Source organism: Nocardiopsis alkaliphila YIM 80379 (genome assembly GCF_000341005.1).
In the GTDB taxonomy this organism is placed as follows: domain Bacteria; phylum Actinomycetota; class Actinomycetes; order Streptosporangiales; family Streptosporangiaceae; genus Nocardiopsis; species Nocardiopsis alkaliphila.
This window is the reverse complement of sequence record NZ_ANBD01000162.1, coordinates 44,336-62,883: the sequence shown is the minus strand read 5'-3', so window position 1 is coordinate 62,883 and position 18,548 is coordinate 44,336. Positions and strand designations below refer to the sequence as shown.

The window sequence follows — 18,548 nt, the reverse complement described above, 5'->3', positions numbered from 1 at the left end:
GGGTTCACGTACACATCGGCGCCCACGTACGGATTATCGACACGCTCTCCGGGCTCGGCCGGCTCCTGGCCGTTGTCGTCGTCATCGTCATCGTCGTCGCCAGGGTCCACGGCCCCTTCGCAAAGGACCCCGTTGAGGGAGAAGGCCTCGGGGGCCGCGTTGTCGCCGGAATAGTCGCCGTTGAAGCCGAAGCCGACCGTTCCGTCGGTGGAGATCGACGCGTTGTGGCCCGCGCCGGTGACGGAGACGCTCTGCCCGCTCTGCGTCACGGAGGCGTTCCAAGCGTTACCGACCTGCTGATTACCGGAGAAGTCCCATTCCAGGGTCCAGTGGTCGATGTCGGCGCCGTGATTGGTGATCTCGACCTGCGCGGTGAAACCGGATCCCCAGTCGTTGGCGATCGTGTAGTCGACCGAGCAACCCGTGGCGGCGTTCGCCGAGGTCAAGGGAACAAAGGTGAGTGCCGCACCGATCGCACAACCGGAGAGGATGGCGGCGCTTTTTCGCGTACGCGAGGTTCCGGGGCTCGCGTCGCGGTGGATTCTGCTCATGCTTCTACTTCCTCAGGGGGTCGTCCTGTGGGGGTGGAGAAAGATGGCCGGTCGACGGACCGACCCGCGCACGAAGCTGCTCACCGGTGCGAATGGGGGTGCGCGGGGCATGGCGTCTCCAGGAATGGTTTCCGACATGTGCGGGAGCGCTCCCATAGGGCGGCCGGGCCACACGAGTGGATCACGCGGGGGCGCGTGAGGCCGACCGTCACCGAAAGCGCGACGTGGGGAACAAAAGGAGGGTCGAGAAAGCAGGGATGAAAGCGGTCCGGAAAGTGAGCGGGGGCGGGCGGGAACGGCTTACTGGGGTGCGCCAGAGGAAGGGACCTCCAGCGCCTCGGCTGCTCGGTTACTCGGAAGTGCCTCCCGATCACTCGGGAGCGCTCCCACTCAGGCTAGCCATAGGTTTCACGAATGTGAATACCATATAAAGAAAGTTCTTGGGAAAGCCGGATATCGGTACCCGGACCCAGAGCCGAAGACAGGATCATCCCACCACCGAGGCGGATTCGGAAAACACAGGTGAGGTGTGTCCCCACAGCGGGTAGGGCGAGCCCCATGACCACGCACACGCCAGGAGCCAACGCAGAGGGGGCGGAGCTCCCCCTGGTCACCGACCTGTCCGGGCTGGCCGTACTCGTCTCGGACCCGCACCCGCTCTACCTACGTTATTCGGACGGCCCCGAACAGGACCGGGAGGCCGTCAGCAAGGACTACGAGAGCGGCCTTTCGATGTCGGGGCTGTCGGTGACGACACTGACCCCGGAGCCGTGGTGGACCCACCCGGTGGAGGACTGGCTCGCCCGCCAGGTACGCAAGTACGCGCCTCTGGCCGAGCGGGAACCCGAACGATACGGGTGGGTGCTACGCGGAAGACTCGTCGCACNCCCGGGAGCCGCTGGTGGATCGGTTCCAGCCCATCGCCCGTCTCGCCGACACGGTCATGGACGAGGCCCTGGAGAGTTATCGGGCACGCTTCGAGGCGGGGCGAGGGCCCACCGACGACTGAGAGCCGGTCATGGCCTCTGCTCCTACGACGGGGCGGCGAGTCGCGTTCCACCGCCTCTCCGAACGACCGCCCTCGAGGTGGAGAAGGCTCACTCCCCCACGAAGGTGGGCTTGACGCGGTTCAGGGAAGCGCTGACGCCCGTCTCGTTGTCCTTGGTGGCCAACAGACGGGTCTGTTCGACGATCTCGCGGTCCAGGGCGGCCGGCAGCGCGGCCAACAGGTCCGCGCGCATGGTGGCCTTCATCGAACGCACCGCCAGCGGCGCGGACTCGGCGATACCGTGGGCGTACTCCAAGGCTCCCTCGCGAACGGCCCCGTCTGCGACCAGTCGGTCCGCCAAACCGATGGCGTGCGCCTCCCGCCCCGGCACCCGCCGTGCGGTGTAGAACATCTCGGCGGCTTTTTGGGTACCCACGAGGCGGGGCAGGGACACCGTCAGGCCGAAGCCCTGGTGCAGGCCCAGGAATCCGAAGTTGGCGTGGAAGCGGGTGGCGGGCGAGGCCACACGGAAATCCGCGGAGCAGGCCAGTCCGAGTCCTCCGCCCACCGCGGCACCCTGCACGGCGGCGATCAGCGGGATGGGCAACGAGTACAAGCGCAACCCTTGGCCGTAGATGGCACTGAGCGTGTGCACCGGACTGTCGCCGACGCCTTCGGCCGCGAAGTCCACACCCGCGCAGAAGTTCTTGCCCTCCGAGCACAACACGAGGGCACGGCAGCCGTCGGCGGCCAGGTCCTCGGCGGTGTCGGCGAGCTCGGTGAGCACGTCGAGGGAGAAATGGTTGTGGGGCGGCCGGTGGATCTCCAGGACGCCGACGTGACCGTCGACGCGCACGGACAGCTCCTCGCTCACAGAGTGCCTTCCCTTGGGGTCGGGGTGACGGGGGGCGAACCGCGACGAGGTTAGCGGGTGCTCTGGACCCGGGCCGCACCGGGCGCCCGATCTCCGTGCGGTCCCACCTCGGTTGCTATCCTCCGGTTCACCCATTCGATGAATCGATCACGGGGAGAACCGTGCATCCCTTCCGTGAGGCCGTCGAGGCCGACGACCACGACGCGATCCACGCTCTGCTCGCCGAGGACGTCGTCTTCACCAGCCCGGTCGCCTTCAAACCCTATGCCGGTCGCGCCATCACCGCCGCGATCCTGCGCGGGGTCTCTCGAGTCTTCAGCGACTTCCACTACGTCCGCGAGATCAATGGTCCCGATGGCCGCGACCACGCCCTGCTGTTCGAGGCCAAGGTCGGCGACAAAGCGATCCACGGCTGCGACTTCCTTCACTTGAACGAAAAGGGCGAGATCGACGAATTCGTCGTGATGGTGCGGCCTCTGTCCGCCGCGACCGCCCTGGCCGAGGCGATGGGCGCCCAGTTCGAACGGATCGCCCGTGAGGCCACGGAGGAGGCCGAGAGACCGGCCTGATCCCACCCGTCACGTTCTCGGATGACCGAATTCTCCATCCCATCTGAGCTTCCGGACAAACTGAAGGCGGACTTATCACGCTTTTCACCTGGATATAGCGAACAGCTCTGGTCTGCGAACGTAGGTCTACCTACTGTGGGCTCTTCGTCCACCCCCAGGAGTGTGATCACTGTGACCACCGTGCCCGAGGTCCCGGACCTGCTCTCCCCCGAGTTCGCCACCGACCCCTACCCCGCCTACCGGGTGCTGCGCGAGCAGGCGCCACTGCACTGGCACGAGGCCACCGGCAGCTACGTCGTCTCCCGTTACGAGGACGTACGGCGAGCCTTCAAGGACGAGGTCTTCTCCACCCAGAACTATGGTTGGCAGCTGGAACCGGTGCACGGGCGGACCATCCTGCAACTGGACGGGCGCGAGCACTCGGTGCGGCGGGCCCTGGTGGCCCCCGCCTTCCGTGGCCGGGAACTGCGCGAACGCTTCATGCCGGTGATCGAACGCAACAGTCGGGAGCTGATCGACGCGTTTCGCCACCAAGGCCGGGTGGACCTGGTCTCGCAGTACGCCACCCGGTTTCCGATCAACGTCATCGTGGACATGCTCGGTCTGGACCGAAGCGACCATGACCGATTCCACCACTGGTACACCGCGATCATCTCCTTCCTGGGCAACCTGAGTCAGGACCCTCGGGTGAGGGAGGCGGGGCTGCGCACCCACGACGAGCTCGCCGCCTACTTGATCCCGATCATCCGACGACGGCGCGAGGAACCCGGTGATGACCTGCTCTCCCGGCTCTGTCTGGCCGAGGTGGACGGCACCCGGATGACCGACGAGGAGATCAAGGCCTTTTGCAGTCTGCTGCTGGCCGCCGGTGGGGAGACCACGGACAAGGCGCTCGCGAGCCTGTTCGCGAACCTGGTGGCCCACCCCGAACAGCTCGCCGCCGTACGCCAGGACCGGTCACTGATCCCCCGGGCCTTCGCCGAGTCGCTACGGTTCACCCCACCGGTGCAGATGATCATGCGTCAGCCCGTTCAGGACGTGAAGATCGGGGGCGGCACCGTGCCCGCCGGGTCCACCATCACCTGTTTGATCGGGGCGGCCAACCGGGACCCGCAACGGTTCGCCGACCCGGACACCTTCGACCTGTTCCGCGACGAACTGGCCGAGACCACGTCGTTCTCCGCAGCGGCCGAGCACCTGTCCTTCGCGTTGGGGCGACACTTCTGTGTCGGAGCCCTACTGGCCGAGGCCGAGGTCCGGGTCGGGGTCAACGACCTGCTCGACGCCATGCCGGACCTACGCCCGGCGCCGGGCACCACGCTGGTCGAACAGGGCCTGTTCACCCGAGGCCTGCGGGAACTGCCGCTGGAGTTCACCCCACCCGGCCGGTCCCCCTCCCCCACGCCGGGAGCCTGAGGGAGGGGAGGCCCGTCCGGTGGATGCCGGGCACTCCCGTTTCAGGGGCGTGACCCGATGATGGGGCTGAAGCGGGCGGGCAACGCGAACAACCCACGCATCCACACCGAGGGCCGCCAACGCAACTGTTCGGGCGTCACCGCCATGCGCACGTCGGGCAACCGGTCCAGCAGGGTCTCCACCGCGGTGCGCGCGATCACCTCAGCGACCATGGGCGCGGGGAAGGGGCAACCGTGTTCGCCATGTCCGAACGACATCTGCGCCCGGTTGGTGGCGTGGGTGCTCAGGTCCCCGGTGTTGAGCCGGGGGTCGGCGTTGGCCGCGGCCAGTCCCAGCACCAGCAGGTCACCTCGACCGATCCGACGTCCGCCCAGTTCACAGGGGTGAACCGCCCAGCGGCCAATGAAGTTCTGGGTGGGAGTGTTCTTCCACAAAACCTCGTTGAGCGCCTCACCCGCGCTGCTGCGCCCGCCCTGCAGCGTGAGGGAGAAGTCGTCGTCGATGAGCATCAGGCGCAACGTGTTGCCGATCCAGTTCCCGGTGGGCGCCTGGGCCGCCGACATGATCACGAGCAGATCGGTGACCACCTCCTCGTCGGTCAGGCCCGCCGGGTGTGTCAGCAGTCGGGAGGGGATGTCCTCGCGCGGATGGGCTCGCCGCTGGGCGACCAGCAGACGCATCCGTTCCAGGAGCCTCGTGTGGGCCTGAGCCGCCTCCGAGGTCACGTCCAGGGAAGCCAGGTTGTCCCGGACCATCGCCGGCACCTCCTGTTCGGGCACTCCGTACAGACGGGCGATCACCGTGGCCGGGAACCGGTGGGCGTACTGACTGATCAGGTCGGCACCACCGTCTTTGGCGAAACGGTCGATGAGCCCATCACCGACGCTGCGGCACAGGGCGTTCAGGTCGGCCCGTTCGGTGGCGGCGAGGGCGTCCCCGATCGCCCCGGCCCGCCGCCGGTGCTCGGCCCCCTCGGCGAACATCACCGAGGGGGTCCACATCACGTACGGCAGCAGCGGCCAGCCCTCATCGATGCGCTCCCACTGGTTCCAGCGGCGACAGTCCCGGGCGAACCATTCGGGGTGTCCGGTGACGTGGTGCAGTTCCCGGTAGCCCAGGACGAACCACGCGGGGACGTCCCCGTCCAACAGGATGGGTGCCACGGGCCCGAAGCGGCGGCGCATCTCCTCGTACAGCGACACCGGGTCGCGGGCGATGTCGGGCCCATAGAAGCGCATGGCGTGTTCGTGGTCGGGTGAGGGGGAGACGACGGACGCCCCTGTGGAGGCGGTGTGTCCCTGGGCCCCCGTGGTGTGGTTCACATGGAGTCCTTCGGAGCGAACCCGCCCCGCTCGCGCGAGGCCAGGTGGTGGACGAGGGTGACGAGGACGTCGCGGCTGGACTCACGACGACGGGCGTCGCATTCCAGTAGCGGGACGTCGTTGGACAGGTCCAGTGCGGCCCGCACCCGTTCCAGGTCGGGTCCGGGGCCGAATCGATTGACCGCGACCACGAAGGGCGTTCCGTGGTGTTCGAGGCGGTCGATGGCGTACCAGGAGTCCTCCATCCGTGCGGTGTCGACGAGGACGATCGCGCCGAGGCTGCCGATGAACAGCTGTCCCCACAGGAACCAGAAGCGTTTCTGTCCGGGTGCGCCGAAGAGGTAGAGGACACGGGTGCTGTCGATGGTGATCCGACCGAAGTCGAACGCGGCGGTGGTGGTGCGTTTGTCCCGGGTGCCGCGCAGGTCGTCGACCTCGGCACCGGCCTGGGTCATGATCTCCTCGGTGCTCAGCGGGCGCATCTCGCTGACCGATCCGACCATGGTCGTCTTGCCCACGCCGAAGCCGCCGACGATCACGATCTTCAGGGCGCTACTGACCGTGCCGGCGAGGGGGAAGCGGTCCGGAGCCGTTCGGGTGGTCGATCCCGGAGCCGTGATGAGCGGTTCAGAGGCGTTGGAGGGCAAGGAGCACCTGCTTCAGCGTGTCGGAGTCGTGCCGCGCCCCCTCCTGCGCGGTGGAGGGGGTGGTGTGGCGGGCGGTGACCGCCCCGGTGTCGAGGAGGTCGGCCAAGAGGATCCGGACGACGCTCACCGGAAGTTCGAGCTCGGCGGACAGTTCCACGACCGCGATCGGACGAGTGCACAGTCGCAGGATCGCGGTGTGCTCGGACTGCATGTCGGGGGAGGGTTCGGACTCGGCGACGATGAGGGCGACCGAGTCGAGGGTGGGCTCATCGGCGCCGCCACGCCCAGCGGTGACCGTGTACAGCCGATCCGGTGCCTCCTTGTCGACGGGTTCGGTGTTCATCAGGGCGACCCCGTCTCATGGGGCATCCTTCGAGGCGGGACCGTCAGGTGGTGGCCGATCCGGTCGACGAGTTCGTTCATGTGACGGGCGACCACTCCGACGTCGGCCTCGGGTCCGGTGATCACGGCCAAGTGGGCGCCCTCACCGGCTCCGACGATGAGCAGCAGACCACCGCCGTATTCGAGCATGGCCTGGCCCGCGCCAGTGGCGTCGCCGAACTCCACTGAGGCACTCAGGGACAGGCTCTGGACCCCGGCGGCGATGGCGGCGAGCTGGTCGGCCCGGTCCACGTCGAGCGCTCTGGTGTGGCACATCTTGAGTCCATCCCGGGAGAGCACCAGGACGTGGTGGACGCCGGGGGTCTTGGCGCACAGGTCTTCCAACATCCAGTCGAGACCGGCATCTGTCGTGGTCATCGGAGTATCGGGGCGTGTCCTGGGCATCGGGTGCCCAGGGGCCCCTCCCTCCCTTCCTCTTGGGTCGGTTTCCGGTGGTGGGTGGCCGGGGTCGTGCTCACGCGCCGCTCTCCGGAAGGTGGTCCTCGGTGTCGTCCGTTCCGGCGTCCCGGAAGGCGGAGAATCGACCGGGCAGCCCGCCACGTGTCTGCTTCTCGCCGCGGTCCGGACGGAAGGGGAAGAGCTGTTCGGGGTTCTCCCGCACGGCTTGGGCGAAGGTGAGCCCGCGGCGACGCCGGGGCAGCGAGTGCTCCGTGGTCGGGGCGGCCCGCTGTTCGGTGGTGCGTGCGCCGTTTCGGCGAGGCAGGGCCGGTCGGGAGCCGGTGGGCGTGGACGCCACGGACGAGGGCTCCACCGGGCGGGACTCGGCTGGGCGGGACTCCAGTGGCCGGGTCGGTTCGTTGTCGGAGACTTCCACGGAGACGGGCGCCGGGGCCGGAGGCACCTGTTCGGTCGAACGGGGCCGAGGGCGAGGCCGACGGGGTTCGGTCAAGAGGTTGGGCGGGATGAGCACGACCACACCGATGCCACCTCGGGCGGAGGGGCGCAGACTCACCTTCAAGCCGTACCTATGGGCCAGGTAACCCACCACGGCCAGCCCGATCCGGCTGCTGGGCAGTGTGGACAGGTCCCTGGGCCGGGACAGGAGACTCTCCGCGATCCGCCATTCGCGGTGGCGCATGCCCATGCCGCTGTCCTCGACCGTGATGGTGACCCCGGTGTCCTCTTCCGTTACGTAGACGTGTACGTCGGTGCCCTGGGCGGAGAAGTTCGCGGCGTTGTCCATGAGTTCGGCAAGCGCCTGCATGACGCCCTCGGCGGCGTAGCCGACCACGGCGATCTTGCTGGTGTAGTGCAGTCGGACCCGGCGGTAGGCGGTGATACGACCCATGGCTCCGCGCAGGATGCTCTCCATGATGATGGGGCGGGTCCACCGACGCCCCGAACGACCGTGGGCCAAGGTGACGAAGGCGTCGGCCAGACGCCCCGTCCGGGAGACGTTGTGGTCGACCTCCAACAGGTCGGAGAAGATGTCGGAGCGGTCGCCGTAGCGCTCCTCCAATTCGCGCAACTGGGCGAGCAGGGTGGTCAGATGCGCCTGGATACGCGCCCCGGAATCCGCGGCCGAGATCATCGCGGTGGCGGCGCGGCGGTCGCCGGCCAGGAGTTCGTCCAGGACACGTCGGCGCAGGTGCTCCACCGGCGGGTGGACCTCTTCGAGTTCCCCGGCGAGGACCTCCTCGGCCGTGAGACGGTCCTGCCGGATGCGCGAGAGCATGTGCGCGATGGTGGAGTCGGCCAGGGTGGTGACCTGCTCCTCGATCTCGGTCCGTACCCGTCGATCCCGACTCGCCCGTTGTTCGGACTCGGTGATCCGGGTGGTGATGGCCTGGGCGAGCCGGTCGGCCGTGGGATGGGTGGGTCGGGGATGTCCGGACGGGACGCTGCTCTGGGGCGTTTCCTCCGCGTGGACGTCGTGGGAGAGCGAGGGCGACAGGGTGTCCACGATCCACCCGACCTCTTCTTCCAGTGTGCGCGCCTGGGCCCCGACACGGATGGCGTGGGCGCGGGCGTTGCGCGCCACGGCGGCCTGGTGCGCGGCCGTGGACACGGCGGCGCAGAGCAGTAGCGCGGTGACGCCGCCGACCAGGGCGAGGGTGCTCCGGGCGCCATCGGGGCTCACGCTCACCGCCCAGGACCAGGCCGTGGCGGTGAGCGCGGAGGTGACCAGGAGTGCGACGAGTGCCTGTTGGCCGGGGCGCGGGTGAGAGCGTTTCCGGTCGGACAGGTGTGCTGCCATGAATGGGTTCCTCGCGGCGTGGGTGCGGGATGGAGGATTCGTGCTCGTTCCACCGCCCGAAATGGACGGAGAACATTATTGAGACCCCGGCCGAGGGATTCTCCGAGGTGTCTTTGGTTCACGGTAGACCACCGAGATCGGGTTCGAGGGCTTTCTCGCGATACCACTCCTCCGCCTGCGAGGAAAGCACTCCTTTGTTTCATGTGGAGACCGAAAGAGAAAACAACACCCCCCTTTTCTGGATTTTTTAGAAAAAGGGGTTGATATGGCTTTTGGTGGGTTTGTTATTTATCAGCCTCCGAGGGCCTTTCGGTCCTCGGCGCTACACTCCGCTCAGGTCGCGCCCTGGCAGCGGTGAGGTTCACCAACGGGGGCACCTGACGATCGGCGGGGATGACGTCATGGCCGCGCCGGCCAGTGGTGAGCCACCCGGCCGTGGCCGGTCGACCGACGTGGTGGTAGATCTGTCCGGTGGTACCGAATCCCTCCTGTTCCTTGAGGTCGACGAGACGTTCCTCGGTCGATCGTTCGCCCACGACTCCAGGCCACCGGGCATTACGTGATGACGTAGGAGCGAATTCCCTGGTCCGGATCGGCCCCGGTTTTACCCGATCCAGAAGGACCACTTCCGTCCCCCTTGCTCCCCATATCCCATGATGAAGGGGCGGTGTTCGGTGACCGCTCGATCGCCCATGCCCCAGAACCCGACCCCATCGGCCCCACGGCCCGTCGGACGACCCGGTAAGGAGCACCCATGCGCGCAGCCAACGGTCGGCGATACTTCGTCTGCACACTGCTCGTGGTCATCGGCCTCATCAACGTCCTTCAGGGCCTGACCGCGATCCTGTCCCCCGGCTTCTTCCTCGCCGCCGAATCACAGATGCTCCTGCTGGAGTACGAGGCCTGGGGCTTCCTGCTCTGCGCCTGGGGCGTGGTGATGGTCGTCGCCGGCGCGGCGGTCCTGTCCGGCACCACTTGGGCCAGGGCGTTCGGCGTCGTCTTGGCGTCGCTCAACGCACTCGTCCAACTCGTCTTCCTCATCGCCATGCCCCTGTGGTCCGCCATCGTCATCGCCATCGACGTCCTGGTCGTCTACGGACTCACCGCGGGCTGGCCGGCCCCGGTGGGCCAAGGGGCGAGGGACACTCGGGACACCCCCGGTTACCGGGCCGGGTACAGGGCCGCGCACGAAAAGCCCGCCGGCACGCCCCGCCCCACCCGCTCTCCGGAGCAGGACGGGTCCCGTCGGCGCGCCGCCGGCTGACCACGTATCGGGCTTTGGCACCCCACTTCAAAGGTTTCGACCACCGCCCCGTCCCACCGCTTCGGGCACGGGGCGGCCTCGTGTTCCACTCTGGCGATCGGGGCGAGAACCCGTGGACGATCCCCGAAGCGCCGCCCGAAAACCTAGGATCGGAACATGCCCTCCCCCCGCGACGGTGCCCGAGTGCCCGCACCCACCTTGTCCGCCACCGTGATGACCCACCCCGCCCGCGCCGCCCGCGCCGAGGACCTGGCGGCCAAGACCGGACTACCTCGATCCGGGGTGGCCCTGGATCCCGATCCCGACGGTCCGCCCACGGCCCTGCGCAGCGCCCGGGTGGCCTTCGGCTCCGCGGCCCTGCACGAGAACAGCCACCACCTGGTGCTTCAGGACGATGTCCGACTCGCCGAAGGTTTCGCCACCACCGCCACACGTGTCCTGGCCGCCCACCCCGAGGCCGCCGTGTCCTTGTTCGTCGAGTGGGGTTCGCGCACCGCCGTCCTGGCCCGGTGGGCGGTGTTCACCGGAGCCGGCGCGGTCCCGGTGATCAATCCCTACGTGCCCACGGTCGCGCTCGCGCTGCCACGGAAGGCCTCCGTGGAGCTGTCCCACTTCCTGGAGGAAACGGAGGACCTCGGCGAACCCGATGACCGGGCGGTGCTGCGCTTCGTTCGGCGCACGGGTCTGAGGTCACTGGTCGCGGTGCCCAATCCGGTGGAGCACGAGGACCGGCCCAGCCTGGTCGGCAACGACGAACACGGGGCCAGAAGATCGGTCTGCTTCGCCCCGCGTCCCAGCGGACCCCTCTCCACCACCGTCCTTCGGCCACCGCGTGCCCTGCCGTTCCTGCGCTGGAACCTCGGCACCCCGGTTCTGGTCGATTTGGCCCACGACGTCCCCGAAGCGCACCGGCCCCTGGTCGCGGTCCTGGCGGATTGGGGCGCCACGGAGGAGAACCTGGCCACGGCGTTGAAGACGCACGCGGAGGGCTTGACGGAGGTGTTGCCGAAGCCTCACCTGACCAACGTGTGGCACACCGCGGTGGCCAACGGCGCGGTGCTGGAGTCTTGGTGGCCGGGCGCGGTGGGTGGCCTGCGCTCCCGCCTGGCCGAGCCGACGGTGGAGGCTTCCCTGGCCTCCTTGGTCCCGGGCGCCCTGCGGACCTTCATCGACCTCGATGCCCTGGCCGAGCACCGAGCCCGGGTGGTCGAACTGACCCTGGCCGCTCTCGAGCACGGGGCCGAACACTGCCGGGTACCGACCCAAGAGCTCTCGGCGGAGCCATCGACTCCCCTTGACCGAGACCCTCGATGAGCCCACCGACCACGTCGAAGGGACGTAGGCATGTCCGGTGGTTCGGTGCTCGGGACCGGTGCGGAGCCCGGAGCAAGGGGCCCGTGCGCGTCCATGGTCGATCCGTCCGACCACGAACACGCGTCGTCCTCAGCGCTTCTTGGTGTGCAACCGGCTGGTCACGGCCAAGCGGTTGTACAGGTTGATCATCGCGATGGCCGACATCAGGGCGGAGAGTTCGGTCTCGTCGAAGTGTTCGGCCGCCTCCCCGTAGGTTTCGTCGGACACCCCGTGCTCGCCCATCCTGGTCATCTCGTCGGTGAGGGCCAAAGCGGCGCGCTCACGCGGGGTGAAGATGTCGCCGGCCTCGTACCAGGTGGACACCAGGAAGAGGCGCTGCTGCGTCTCCCCCTCCTCGAGGGCCTTGTGGGTGTGCAGGTCCACACAGTAGGCACAACCGTTGAGGACCGAGGAACGCAGCTTGACCAGTTCGAGCAAGGTGATGTCGAGGTGTTCGGCGATGACGCCGTCGATCTCGTCGAGCTTCTTGTAGACCTGAGGGACCTTCTTCGCCCAGACCACACGCTTTTCCGCCATGGGTACAGCCTCCTTGATCGTTCGAACCTCCGGTTGAAGCCGATGCTACGGCCCCAGGTCGTCGCCGAGCCATACGCCCCCCGTGGAGTCACGCATGTCGTCGAGTACCGATCCCGCCGCCTCCCCTGACGAAGGAGGGAATCGATCCACCACCTCGGGCGACCTGCCCGAGCGCCCGGGCACGATCGCCCGACGGGTGGGCGGCAAGGCCCTGCCGCTGTACCTGTCGATGCTCTCGACCGTGGCGGGGAACGCGGTGACCGCCGGGGTGATGGGCACCACCGGAACGGTGGAACTGGCCGCCTACGCGCTGGTGATCGCCGTCTTCACACCGACGCTCATGCTCGTGCAGGGAGCCCTGCGCGGGTCGATGCCCTTCGTGGCCCAGAACGAGGACTCGGCACGGTCCCTGGCCCCGGTCCTGCGCGACAGTCTGTGGCTCGCCCTGTTCATGGGCGGCGCCGGCGGGGCACTGATCGCCGCCGTTCCGGCCCTGTCCCGGCTGATCGGAGTGGCCGAACCGACCGTGGCCGCGCTCGGGACCTATCCGATCCTCATGGCCCTCTACACGCTGATCACTTCGACGAAGAACGCCATGATGACGCTTCTGGTGGGGCTGGGGCACACCCGCACGGTGATGGTGGTGAGCCTGTGCACGACCGGCGTGGCCCTGACCTTGACCCCGGCCCTCGTTCTCGGCCCGGGGCCCGTGCCCACACTGGGTCTGCCCGGCGCCGGAGTGGCGATGCTCTCGACCGGTGCCCTGACCATCCTGCCCACCTGGTGGGCGGTGAGGCGCACCACGGTCCTGCGCGGGCATCGGATCGGTCTGGGCCCACCCCGGTGGTCGGGGGTGGGCCGGATGGCCGCGGTGGGACTGCCTTCGGGATCCACCTTGCTGCTCAAATCGGGGACCGTCAGCGTTCTGACCGTGGTGGTGGCCCGGATCGGACCGGAGGAGGTGGCCGTCCACCAGTTGGTGGTGGTCCTGTTGGGGATGGCCTTCATTCCCGCCGTCGCGGTGGGGCAGGCCACGGTTCCCTTCACCGCCCGAGCGGCCAAGAGCGGGCGACGTGCGTTGGTCAGGCGTACCGTGTTGTCGAGCTACCTGGTGTCGCTGCCGGTGGTGCTGCTGGGTACCGCCGCGCTCTGGCTCTTCCCCACCCAGTTGCTCGGCCTCTTCAGCGATGACGTGACCGTGCGCGAGGGGGTGGCGGCACTGGTGCCGCTGCTGACCCTGGTGGTGGTGTTCGATGCCGTGCAGTCGGCTCCCAATCTGGGGCTGCTGGGGATCAAGGACACCCGCCCGGCGATGTACGCCTACGTGTTCTGTTACGGAGCGCTGGTTTCGTTGTCGGTTCCGCTCGCGGAACGGGCGGGGCTGGGCGGCCTGTGGACGGCCTACGCGGCGACCACCCTGGTGTTGGCCACGGTGCAGTGGGGGTCCTTCCTGGTGGTCTCACGCAAAGCCGTGGTCGCCCCCACCTGAGGGCTCGACCGGACCGTGTCCTGGCCTCCAGCACGGGACGGAACATCGGTGGCCCCGTCATGATCACGTCCGTCCGGCTCGGCCCTGACCGGCCTGCCTCGGTATCAGCTGGGTCGGTGTTCACTCACTCGGGCAGGCCCAGGAGCCGGACGTACATGGCGGTCAGTTCCCGGGCCGTCCGATCGCGTTCGTGTGGGGTCGTTGCCCCCTGACCGGCGAAGGCCGCGACCATGCCTCCGGCGGCGCGGGCGACCGCCTCCGGGGAGGCCGCAGGGGAGGCCATCCCCCGTTCGACCAGGCGCCGGGTGTAGTGGGCCGAGCGCCGCAGCGGTAGGCCGTGGATCTCCTCCCACAGCTCGCCCATCGCGGGGTCGGCCAGTGACTGGTGGCGCAGGACCGTGACCAGTGCGAGGTTCTCGTCGTAGGCCTCCAGGTAGGCGGTGATGGTCGCCTCGGCCACCGCGTGCGGGTCGTCGGCGTCGACGCCGTCGAGCTCCTGGCTCGCCACGAAGCGGTCCCGTACCTGCCGGGCCAGGACCGCGAACACCTCCTCCTTGTCGGCGAAGTAGACGTAGAAGGTGGCGCGGCCGACACCGGCCTCGGTGGTGATGCCCGCGACGGTGGTGCGGGCGTATCCCTTGTCCTCGAAGACGCGGCGCGCGGCCGTGAGCAGTACGGCCCGGGTGGCGCTGTCGACCCGGTCGTGTTCGACGCGGGTGGCCCACTCCTTCCTGCCGTCCTCCTGGCCCGTCTTGGCGGGCCCCCGGCCCGTGGGGTCGTCCATGCGGCCGAGTATTCCAGAGTCCTCTTTCCTCAGGAACCGGAACGACGTGCATTGACATGAGTGTCAACGCAACGGCAGACTCGGGCCCATCGCACCGGTCGAGGAAGGGAAGTCCTGCCGTGTCCCCAGCACCGCGCCTACTGGTCGCCAATCGTGGTGAGGTCGCCGTTCGTGTGCTGCGCGCCGCGGCCTCGTGGGGCCTGAACACCGTGGCCGTGTACTCCACCGAGGACTCCGACTCCGCCCACGTCCGGCTCGCGGACCAGGCCCGGCCCCTGGGCTCTTCCGGTCCGGCGGCCTACCTGGACGCCGAACGTCTGGTCGCCCTGGCCCGAGAGAGCGGTTGCGCGTTGGTGCACCCGGGCTATGGGTTCCTCAGCGAGGACGCCGACTTCGCCGAACTGTGCGCCAAGGCCGGGCTGACCTTCGTGGGTCCCACCCCGCGGACCCTCGCCCTCTTCGGTGACAAGACACGAGCGCGGGAACTGGCCCAGAGGCTGGGCATCGCGGTCATCCCGGGTACGACCGGCCCCACCACCCTGGAGGAGGCGCGTGCCTTCCTCACCGACCTCGGCCCCGACGCGGCGCTCATGGTCAAGGCGTCGGCCGGTGGTGGCGGTCGCGGGATGCGCGCGGTCACCGACCCCGCCGAACTGGACTTCGCCTACGAACGCTGCCGCTCGGAGGCCCGCTCCGCGTTCGGCCACGACCAGGTGTACGTCGAGCGGCTCCTCGAACACGCCCGCCACATCGAGGTCCAGGTCCTGGGCGAGGGCACTGGAGCCGTCACCCACCTGTGGGAACGCGAATGCAGTGTGCAGCGGCGCCACCAGAAGCTGGTGGAGGTCGCGCCCGCGCCCGGACTACCGCGGCGGGTGCGTTCGCGCCTGGTGGAGGCGGCCCTGGCGATGGCCCGGGAGGTCTCCTACCTGGGACTGGGCACCTTCGAGTTCCTCGTCGACGGCGCAGGGGAGGCCTACTTCATCGAGGCCAACCCGCGCCTACAGGTGGAGCACACCGTCACCGAACAGGTCACCGGGGTGGACCTGGTGGCCGCCCAGATCGGTGTGGCCCTGGGGCACACCCTGGCCGATCAAGGGCTCGAACAGGACTCGGTGCCCGAGCCCCTGGGTTGTGCGATTCAGGCACGGGTCAACCTGGAGACCGTAGCGCCCGACGGGTCCGCGCTCCCCTCCTCCGGCACCCTGACCACCTTCGCCCCACCCACGGGGCCGGGGGTGCGGGTGGACACCCACGGGCGAGTGGGCCACCTCGCCGGAGACGGGTTCGACCCGCTGCTGGCCAAGGTGGTCGCGCACACTCCACGCGGTGGGCCGGCACAGGCGGCCGACCTGGCCGAGCGCGCCCTGGCGGAGTTCGCGGTGGAGGGCGCCGACACCAACATCGCACTGCTGCGGTCCGTACTACGCCATCCGACCTTCCGCGCGGGTGAGGCCACCACCTCCTTCCTCACCGACCACCTCCACGAACTCCTCCCCACCTCGGCCGGGGCCCTCGAACCCGATGAAGCCCCCACCACCGCCCTGGTCGCCCCGTTCGCCGCCACGGTGGTCTCGGTGGAGGTGGCCCCGAGTGATCGGGTTCGAGCCGGGACTCCGCTGGTGGTCCTGGGCGCCATGAAGATGGAGCACGTGGTGAGCGCCCCGGTCTCCGGGACCGTCGAAGCGCTCTCGGTCGAGGTCGGTTCCACCGTCTCCGAGGGCGAGGCGCTCATCGCCGTGGTTCCCGACCAAGACGCCGACCGGACCGGTCCGGTCGAGGAGGAGTTCGACCTCGACCTGGTCCGCTCCGATCTGGCCGCGCTGCGTGAGCGTCGAGCCCGCGGCCTGGACGAGAACCGGCCCGAGGCCGTGGCCAAGCGACACCGGCTGGGGCGTCGTACCGCCCGCGAGAACATCGCCGACCTGTGCTCTGGCGGTTCCTTCACCGAGTACGGCGCGCTCGCGCTGGCCGCCCAGCGGGGGCGGCGTTCTCAGGAGGAGTTGATCGACCGCTCCCCCGCCGACGGCATGGTCACCGGGTTGGGCGAGGTCAACACCGAACGCCACCCCCAAGACTCCGACTGTGTGGTGATGTCCTACGACTACACCGTCATGGCCGGCACCCAGGGCGTGATCAACCACCGCAAGACCGACCGCATGTTGGAACTGGCCCACCGGCGACGGCTTCCGGTAGTGCTCTTCGCCGAGGGTGGCGGGGGACGCCCCGGGGACGTCGACCCCAACACCGCTTCGGCGTTGGGGGTCACCACCTTCGCCGCGATGGGGCGGCTCAGTGGGCACGTGCCCACGGTCGGGGTGGCCTCCGGGCGCTGTTTCGCCGGCAACGCGGCCCTGCTGGGTTGCTGCGACGTGGTCATCGCCACTCGGGAGGCCACCATCGGCATGGGTGGGCCGGCGATGATCGAGGGCGGGGGCCTTGGCACCTATGAACCCGAGCAGGTCGGACCCGTCGAGGTGCAGGAGGCCAATGGCGTCATCGACGTGCTGGTGGACGATGACGCGGCGGCGGTGCGCGCGGCCCGCGAGTACCTGTCCTACTTCCAGGGTCCGGTCAGCGACTGGGAGGCTCCCGATCAGCGTGTGCTTCGACACGTGGTCCCGCAGAACCGGCTGCGCGCCTACGACGTGCGCCGGGCCGTGCACGCGCTGGCCGACACCGGTTCGGTGTTGGAGCTGCGTCGTGGTTACGGCGGGGGCGTGATCACCGCGCTGGTCCGGGTGGAGGGGCGCCCGATGGGATTGATCGCCAACGACCCGACCCATCTGGGTGGGGCGATCGACGCCGAGGCCGCCGACAAGGCCGCCCGGTTCCTGCAACTGTGCGACGCCCATGGACTACCGGTGGTCTCGCTGTGCGACACCCCCGGTTTCATGGTGGGACCCGACGCCGAACGCACCGCCACCGTCCGTCGGTTCTCGCGCTTGTTCGTGGTGGGCGCGCAACTGCGGGTGCCCATGGTCGCCGTGGTGTTGCGCAAGGCCTACGGCTTGGGCGCCCAGGCGATGACCGGCGGCCACCTGCGAGCTCCCGTGGCGACCTTGGCCTGGCCGACCGGGGAACTGGGTCCGATGGGGCTGGAGGGTGCGGTGCGACTGGGTTTCCGCCGGGAACTGGAGGCGATCGCCGACCCGATCGAACGTCAGGCGGCCTTCGACTCCCTCCTGGGCGAGGCGCACCGACGAGCCCGTGCCACCAACGTGGCCGGGGTGTTCGAGCTGGACGACGTCATCGACCCGGCCGACACCCGTCATTGGATCAGCGCCGCCTTGGCCCAGGGCCGAGGCGGTGCCGGGCCCGAGGCACCCATCCGCTACGTCGACCCCTGGTGATCGGCGGGGACCTGCCGCCGGCCTCGAATCGAGGGGCGGACCCCGAACCGGCCTGGGAGCCCTCATTCCCCGGAGGGTTCGGCGTCTTCGACGGGGACCCGGACCCTCTCGAAGACGGGGGCCAGGCCGTCGAGGAAGGCGGTCAGCGCCAATTCGAAACCATCCTCGTCGATCTGCGCGGCGACCTCGGCCAACCGGTGGGCCTGGGAGAGATTGGGGTAACGGTCCTGGTAGACCCGAACGTCGTCGTCGAACCCACGCGCGAAGGATTGGGTGGCGGCACCCACCACCAGGTACTTGGTGGAGGCCCCGATCATCGTGGCGTACCGTGGCGGCCACCCGGCGCCCACCAGACCACCGTGGACCACGTCGGCGCGGCGCAGCGCCTCCTCCCGGCGCCCCGGGCCGGAAGCGATCACCGGCAGCAGGTTCGGATGCTCGGCAAGGGCGGCCCGGTAGGAACGGGCCCAGGTGGCCAGGCCCTCACGCCAGTCGCCGTCTTCGAACCTCGACACGTCGATGTGCGAAGTGACCTCGTTGGCCACGTCGCTGAGCAGCTCCTCCTTGGTGCGGTAGTGGCTGTACAGCGAGGCGGCCTGCACGTCCAACTCTTGGGCGAGCCTGCGCATGGAGAGCTTCTCCAGACCGTCCCGGTCGACGATCGCGAGCGCGGCCTCACGGATACCCGGTTTGCTCAGGATCGGGGTCTTGGGTCGGGCCACGGAACGGTTCTCCTTCTACGCTGCGCCGCACCGGTCCGATCGGTCGGCGTCCGCTGATCATCGCATGCCCCGGCCGAACG

Annotated in this window: 16 protein-coding genes and 1 pseudogene; 7 read left to right on the top strand and 10 right to left on the bottom strand. The window is 68.9% G+C overall.

What is annotated here, in order from left to right; translation table 11 throughout:
• Positions 1 to 551, bottom strand: a 551-nt coding sequence (locus tag D472_RS0122185; protein ID WP_026117965.1) for a cellulose-binding domain-containing protein, incomplete at its 3' end; no start/stop codon positions are given.
• 558 nt (positions 552 to 1,109) lie between these two features.
• Here D472_RS0122185 and D472_RS29195 point away from each other — a divergent pair.
• Positions 1,110 to 1,376, top strand: a pseudogene (locus D472_RS29195) (DUF6098 family protein); the annotation flags it as partial.
• Between the two features lie 272 nt (positions 1,377 to 1,648).
• Here the strand turns inward: D472_RS29195 and D472_RS0122175 are convergent.
• Positions 1,649 to 2,413: an enoyl-CoA hydratase/isomerase family protein gene (locus D472_RS0122175; RefSeq protein ID WP_017606643.1), complete on the bottom strand. Its 765-nt coding sequence runs from the start codon at positions 2,411 to 2,413 to the stop codon at positions 1,649 to 1,651.
• Positions 2,414 to 2,574: 161 nt separating this feature from the next.
• Here D472_RS0122175 and D472_RS0122170 point away from each other — a divergent pair, with 161 nt between their 5' ends.
• A complete protein-coding gene (locus tag D472_RS0122170; RefSeq protein ID WP_017606642.1) occupies positions 2,575 to 2,982 on the top strand; it encodes a nuclear transport factor 2 family protein in 408 nt (135 codons plus the stop codon).
• Between the two features lie 171 nt (positions 2,983 to 3,153).
• Complete coding sequence (locus D472_RS0122165) at positions 3,154 to 4,398, top strand: cytochrome P450 (protein ID WP_017606641.1); 1,245 nt, start codon at positions 3,154 to 3,156, stop codon at positions 4,396 to 4,398.
• A 41-nt stretch (positions 4,399 to 4,439) separates the two neighbouring features.
• Here the strand turns inward: D472_RS0122165 and D472_RS0122160 are convergent, their stop codons facing one another.
• From D472_RS0122160 to D472_RS0122140, 5 genes are all read right to left on the bottom strand, one after another.
• Positions 4,440 to 5,720: a cytochrome P450 gene (locus D472_RS0122160; RefSeq protein WP_017606640.1), complete on the bottom strand. Its 1,281-nt coding sequence runs from the start codon at positions 5,718 to 5,720 to the stop codon at positions 4,440 to 4,442.
• Positions 5,717 to 6,367 (bottom strand): GTP-binding protein, encoded by a 651-nt coding sequence (locus D472_RS0122155; protein WP_017606639.1) that lies wholly within the window; start codon positions 6,365 to 6,367, stop codon positions 5,717 to 5,719. Before D472_RS0122155 ends, D472_RS0122160 begins: the two co-directional genes overlap by 4 nt.
• Entirely contained in the window at positions 6,348 to 6,710 is a 363-nt protein-coding gene (locus D472_RS0122150; protein ID WP_017606638.1) for a DUF742 domain-containing protein, read from the bottom strand. The genes D472_RS0122155 and D472_RS0122150 overlap by 20 nt, the downstream gene beginning before the upstream one ends.
• Positions 6,710 to 7,126 carry a roadblock/LC7 domain-containing protein gene (locus D472_RS0122145; protein WP_017606637.1) on the bottom strand — a complete coding sequence of 139 codons (417 nt, stop codon included), beginning with the start codon at positions 7,124 to 7,126 and terminating at the stop codon, positions 6,710 to 6,712. The genes D472_RS0122150 and D472_RS0122145 overlap by 1 nt, the downstream gene beginning before the upstream one ends.
• Before the next feature lie 97 nt (positions 7,127 to 7,223).
• Complete coding sequence (locus D472_RS0122140) at positions 7,224 to 8,966, bottom strand: sensor histidine kinase (RefSeq protein ID WP_017606636.1); 1,743 nt, start codon at positions 8,964 to 8,966, stop codon at positions 7,224 to 7,226.
• 754 nt (positions 8,967 to 9,720) lie between these two features.
• Here D472_RS0122140 and D472_RS0122130 point away from each other — a divergent pair.
• Together D472_RS0122130 and D472_RS0122125 are read left to right on the top strand one after the other, a co-directional pair.
• Positions 9,721 to 10,230 carry a DUF7144 family membrane protein gene (locus D472_RS0122130; protein ID WP_017606634.1) on the top strand — a complete coding sequence of 170 codons (510 nt, stop codon included), beginning with the start codon at positions 9,721 to 9,723 and terminating at the stop codon, positions 10,228 to 10,230.
• A gap of 156 nt (positions 10,231 to 10,386) precedes the next feature.
• Positions 10,387 to 11,544, top strand: a complete 1,158-nt coding sequence (locus D472_RS0122125; RefSeq protein WP_017606633.1) for a hypothetical protein — start codon at positions 10,387 to 10,389, stop codon at positions 11,542 to 11,544.
• A 129-nt stretch (positions 11,545 to 11,673) separates the two neighbouring features.
• Here D472_RS0122125 and D472_RS0122120 read toward each other — a convergent pair whose 3' ends face one another.
• Complete coding sequence (locus D472_RS0122120) at positions 11,674 to 12,120, bottom strand: carboxymuconolactone decarboxylase family protein (protein WP_017606632.1); 447 nt, start codon at positions 12,118 to 12,120, stop codon at positions 11,674 to 11,676.
• Positions 12,121 to 12,214: 94 nt separating this feature from the next.
• Between D472_RS0122120 and D472_RS0122115 the strand changes: the two genes are divergently transcribed.
• Positions 12,215 to 13,609 carry an MATE family efflux transporter gene (locus D472_RS0122115; RefSeq protein ID WP_017606631.1) on the top strand — a complete coding sequence of 465 codons (1,395 nt, stop codon included), beginning with the start codon at positions 12,215 to 12,217 and terminating at the stop codon, positions 13,607 to 13,609.
• Positions 13,610 to 13,733: 124 nt separating this feature from the next.
• Here D472_RS0122115 and D472_RS0122110 read toward each other — a convergent pair whose 3' ends face one another.
• A complete protein-coding gene (locus D472_RS0122110) occupies positions 13,734 to 14,393 on the bottom strand; it encodes a TetR/AcrR family transcriptional regulator (protein WP_017606630.1) in 660 nt (219 codons plus the stop codon).
• 119 nt (positions 14,394 to 14,512) lie between these two features.
• Here D472_RS0122110 and D472_RS0122105 point away from each other — a divergent pair, with 119 nt between their 5' ends.
• Positions 14,513 to 17,746 (top strand): carboxyl transferase domain-containing protein, encoded by a 3,234-nt coding sequence (locus D472_RS0122105; RefSeq protein WP_017606629.1) that lies wholly within the window; start codon positions 14,513 to 14,515, stop codon positions 17,744 to 17,746.
• Between the two features lie 62 nt (positions 17,747 to 17,808).
• Here D472_RS0122105 and D472_RS0122100 read toward each other — a convergent pair whose 3' ends face one another.
• Positions 17,809 to 18,468 (bottom strand): TetR/AcrR family transcriptional regulator, encoded by a 660-nt coding sequence (locus D472_RS0122100; protein ID WP_017606628.1) that lies wholly within the window; start codon positions 18,466 to 18,468, stop codon positions 17,809 to 17,811.
• Positions 18,469 to 18,548 lie beyond the last annotated feature (80 nt).